Source organism: Ferruginibacter sp. (assembly GCF_031430955.1).
Lineage (GTDB): Bacteria > Bacteroidota > Bacteroidia > Chitinophagales > Chitinophagaceae > Ferruginibacter.
On the sequence record NZ_JANPCM010000399.1, the window covers coordinates 1 to 2983 of the forward strand.

Sequence of the window (2983 nt, forward strand, 5' to 3'; positions counted from 1 at the left end):
AGCAAAACTTTTTATTGAACCTGCTATTATGGATAAGGTAAATGCAGATTCATCCATAATGAAAGATGAAATTTTTGGACCGATATTGCCCATCATTTCTTTTACTACAAAGGAAGAAGCACTAAAAATAATTGAGCAAAACAAAAACCCTTTAGCATTTTATATATTCACTTCCAGCAATGCTAAAGAAAAAGACTGGCTGAACAGTGTGGCGTTTGGTGGCGGCTGTGTTAATAATGCCAGTTGGCATTTAACTAATCACAATTTACCTTTTGGTGGCCGGGGTTTTAGTGGCACAGGCAGTTATCATGGCAAAAATTCTTTTGATACTTTCAGCCATAAAAAAGCAGTGATGAAAACACCAACCTGGTTTGACCCGGCGATAAAATATCCGCCGTTTAAGGGGAAACTGAAATTGTTTAAATGGGTGATAAGGTAAAAGCCCCCGCTAGAACTCCGTTCGTTCTTTTTCAAAGAACCCCGAAGGGGGAAGAAATGTAGAAGATGGCTGGGAAAATTGAAGAAATAAATTATATAAAATGAATAAAGACAAAAAGAGATCTGGTAAACTTAAAAGATTTTTATTTGTTCTTTTACTATTGATTATTGCTTTTTTTACTTACGTAGAAATTGCAAACAGAAATTCTATAAATATGACTTACAGACAAAAATTATTAAAAGCAATTTATCCAGCATGGATGTGGTGGGCAAAGCTTACAGGTACAAACACCAAAGCGCTTTCTAACGAAAAGGCAACAGCTGCAGTTTCTTTTTATACTTTAAAAGACACCCTGATTGATGGTACAGCTTTTTCTTTTGAAACACTGAAAGGCAAAAAAGTAATGCTGGTAAATACGGCCAGCGATTGCGGTTATACCGATCAATACGAAGACTTGCAAAAACTGTACGAGGCCAATAAAGATAAATTAGTGATCATTGGTTTTCCGGCAAACGATTTTAAGGAACAGGAAAAAGGAGACGATAAAGCAATAGCCGAATTTTGTAAAAGAAATTATGGTGTAACGTTTATGCTCATGAGCAAAAGCAGCGTAGTAAAATCTGCCCATCAAAATAAAGTATTTCAGTGGCTTACCGATGCTGCTTTAAACGGATGGAATAATCAGCCACCTGCCTGGAATTTTTGTAAGTATATTGTGGATGAAGAAGGTAGGCTGATCAATTATTTTGGTTCTACTGTTGAACCATTTAATAAAGATATTATAAACGCCCTGACACAATAAATTTGTTGTATGCTGCAACACGACTTTAGTTTTATCTATAAATATTTTACCGCCGAAAAACTGGAAAGCCTTTTGTTTGTTATAATTGGAATTGTTGCTGTAATTCTCGCTGTTATATTTTTCTTTTTTATAAAAACTAATACAACACTTTTTAAAGCTGCAGTAATTCCGTTAGTTGTTTTAGGTATTATGCAATTAGTTGCCGGCTATACAGTTTATACAAGAAGCGATAAACAAAGTGCGGATGTGGCTTATAATATTGGTCTTGAGCCCGTGGCTTATGCAACTGCTAAAGAAATACCCAGGATGGAAACGGTAATGAAAAATTTTATTATTTACCGTTGGGTAGAAATTGCAATGGCAATAACGGGCATAATATTATTTTTCTATTTTAAAAATAATATTGACAAACAATTTTGGAAAGGCTTTGGTTTAACCTTAGCCGTTATGGCCTTGCTGGCACTTGCTGCGGATTATTTTGCGGAGCAACGTGGGCATGTTTATTTAAATGCAATAAAAGAATTTATCAAACCTAAATCTTAAAGCACCGGGCACTTTTCATGATAGTTAATTAATTCTATAGGTGTTTTTTCAAAAGTATAACCACTGTATTTAATTACAATTTCATCCAGCACAGCATCAATTTCTTCCACGGTATCGAGTGTAACTAATTTAAAGCGGTAATCTTTTATGCCAGGCATTCCTTTTAAATAATTGGTGTAATGGCGGCGCATTTCAAAAATGCCCACTTTGGGTCCTTTCCATTCAAAAGATTTGTGTAAATGTTTTTTACAAACCGCCACACGGTCTTCAATAGTTGGTGGTGCTAAATGCTCACCGGTTTTTACAAAATGTTTTATCTCGTTAAAAATCCACGGGTAACCAATGGCGGCTCGGCCAATCATAATGCCATCAACACCATATTTATTTTTATACTCCAGTGCTTTCTCAGGGCTGTCAATATCGCCATTACCAAAAATGGGGATTTTAATTCGAGGGTTATTTTTTACTTTAGCAATAAGTGTCCAGTCGGCTTCGCCTTTATACATTTGCGCCCTGGTACGGCCATGTATTGCCAATGCTTTTATGCCCACATCCTGCAAGCGTTCCGCTACTTCTTCTATATTTCTGTTGCTGTCATCCCAGCCCAATCTGGTTTTTACGGTTACAGGTAGTGTGGTACTTTTTACAACGGCATCCGTTAGCCGCACCATTAAGTCCACATCTTTTAAAACGCCTGCACCAGCACCTTTTAGTGCTACTTTTTTTACGGGGCAGCCAAAATTAATATCCAGCAAATCAGGATTGGTAACATCAACAATTTTTGCAGCCAGCGATAAACTCTCTTCATCGCCACCAAAAATTTGAATGCCAACAGGTTTTTCGTAATCAAAAATGTCTAACTTTTTTCTGCTTTTGATCGCATCTCTTATCAAGCCTTCGCTGCTGATAAATTCGGTGTACATAAGATCAGCACCATATTGTTACAATAATTGGAAAGCAGGAGTAACTAAATGCAAAGAACATTGATGATCATTAAGAAATATCATATGAATTGGTGTATTGCCGTCATCATTTTTGTGATTTGGATCTGCACCAGATTCTAATAAATTTTTCATCGCAAGTTAATTTACGTTTCGTGATGCAATACACAAGGGAGTTACGTTGTCGTTGTCGTCGAAGTCGTTATCTTCGTAAGATGATAGGTTGGGATTTGCTCCATGACATAGTAATAATTGGAC

The 2983-nt window shown here is 36.4% G+C and carries 4 protein-coding genes and 1 pseudogene; 3 read left to right on the forward strand and 2 right to left on the reverse strand.

Translation table 11 applies throughout. From position 1 onward, the window contains the following. From ACY65O_RS11230 to ACY65O_RS11240, 3 genes are all read left to right on the forward strand, one after another. Window positions 1-439, forward strand: a 439-nt coding sequence (locus tag ACY65O_RS11230) for an aldehyde dehydrogenase family protein (RefSeq protein ID WP_462220951.1), incomplete at its 5' end; no start/stop codon positions are given. A 100-nt stretch (window positions 440-539) separates the two neighbouring features. Further along, window positions 540-1241: a glutathione peroxidase gene (locus ACY65O_RS11235; RefSeq protein WP_462220952.1), complete on the forward strand. Its 702-nt coding sequence runs from the start codon at window positions 540-542 to the stop codon at window positions 1239-1241. A 9-nt stretch (window positions 1242-1250) separates the two neighbouring features. After that, window positions 1251-1784 carry a hypothetical protein gene (locus ACY65O_RS11240; protein WP_462220953.1) on the forward strand — a complete coding sequence of 178 codons (534 nt, stop codon included), beginning with the start codon at window positions 1251-1253 and terminating at the stop codon, window positions 1782-1784. Here the strand turns inward: ACY65O_RS11240 and dusB are convergent. Both dusB and ACY65O_RS11250 read right to left on the reverse strand, forming a co-directional pair. Then, window positions 1781-2713, reverse strand: a pseudogene (gene dusB / locus ACY65O_RS11245) (tRNA dihydrouridine synthase DusB); the annotation flags it as partial. The gene ACY65O_RS11240 and the pseudogene dusB overlap by 4 nt on opposite strands. Before the next feature lie 12 nt (window positions 2714-2725). Beyond that, window positions 2726-2860 carry an ankyrin repeat domain-containing protein gene (locus tag ACY65O_RS11250; protein ID WP_462220954.1) on the reverse strand — a complete coding sequence of 45 codons (135 nt, stop codon included), beginning with the start codon at window positions 2858-2860 and terminating at the stop codon, window positions 2726-2728. Window positions 2861-2983: the final 123 nt, after the last annotated feature.

What these genes read in the sequence shown, in the direction of transcription:
- ACY65O_RS11235 (WP_462220952.1), top strand. Translation starts at nt 540, where the DNA reads ATGAATAAAGACAAAAAGAGATCTGGTAAACTTAAAAGATTTTTATTT.
- ACY65O_RS11240 (WP_462220953.1), top strand. Translation starts at nt 1,251, where the DNA reads ATGCTGCAACACGACTTTAGTTTTATCTATAAATATTTTACCGCCGAA.
- ACY65O_RS11250 (WP_462220954.1), bottom strand. Translation starts at nt 2,860, where the DNA reads ATGAAAAATTTATTAGAATCTGGTGCAGATCCAAATCACAAAAATGAT.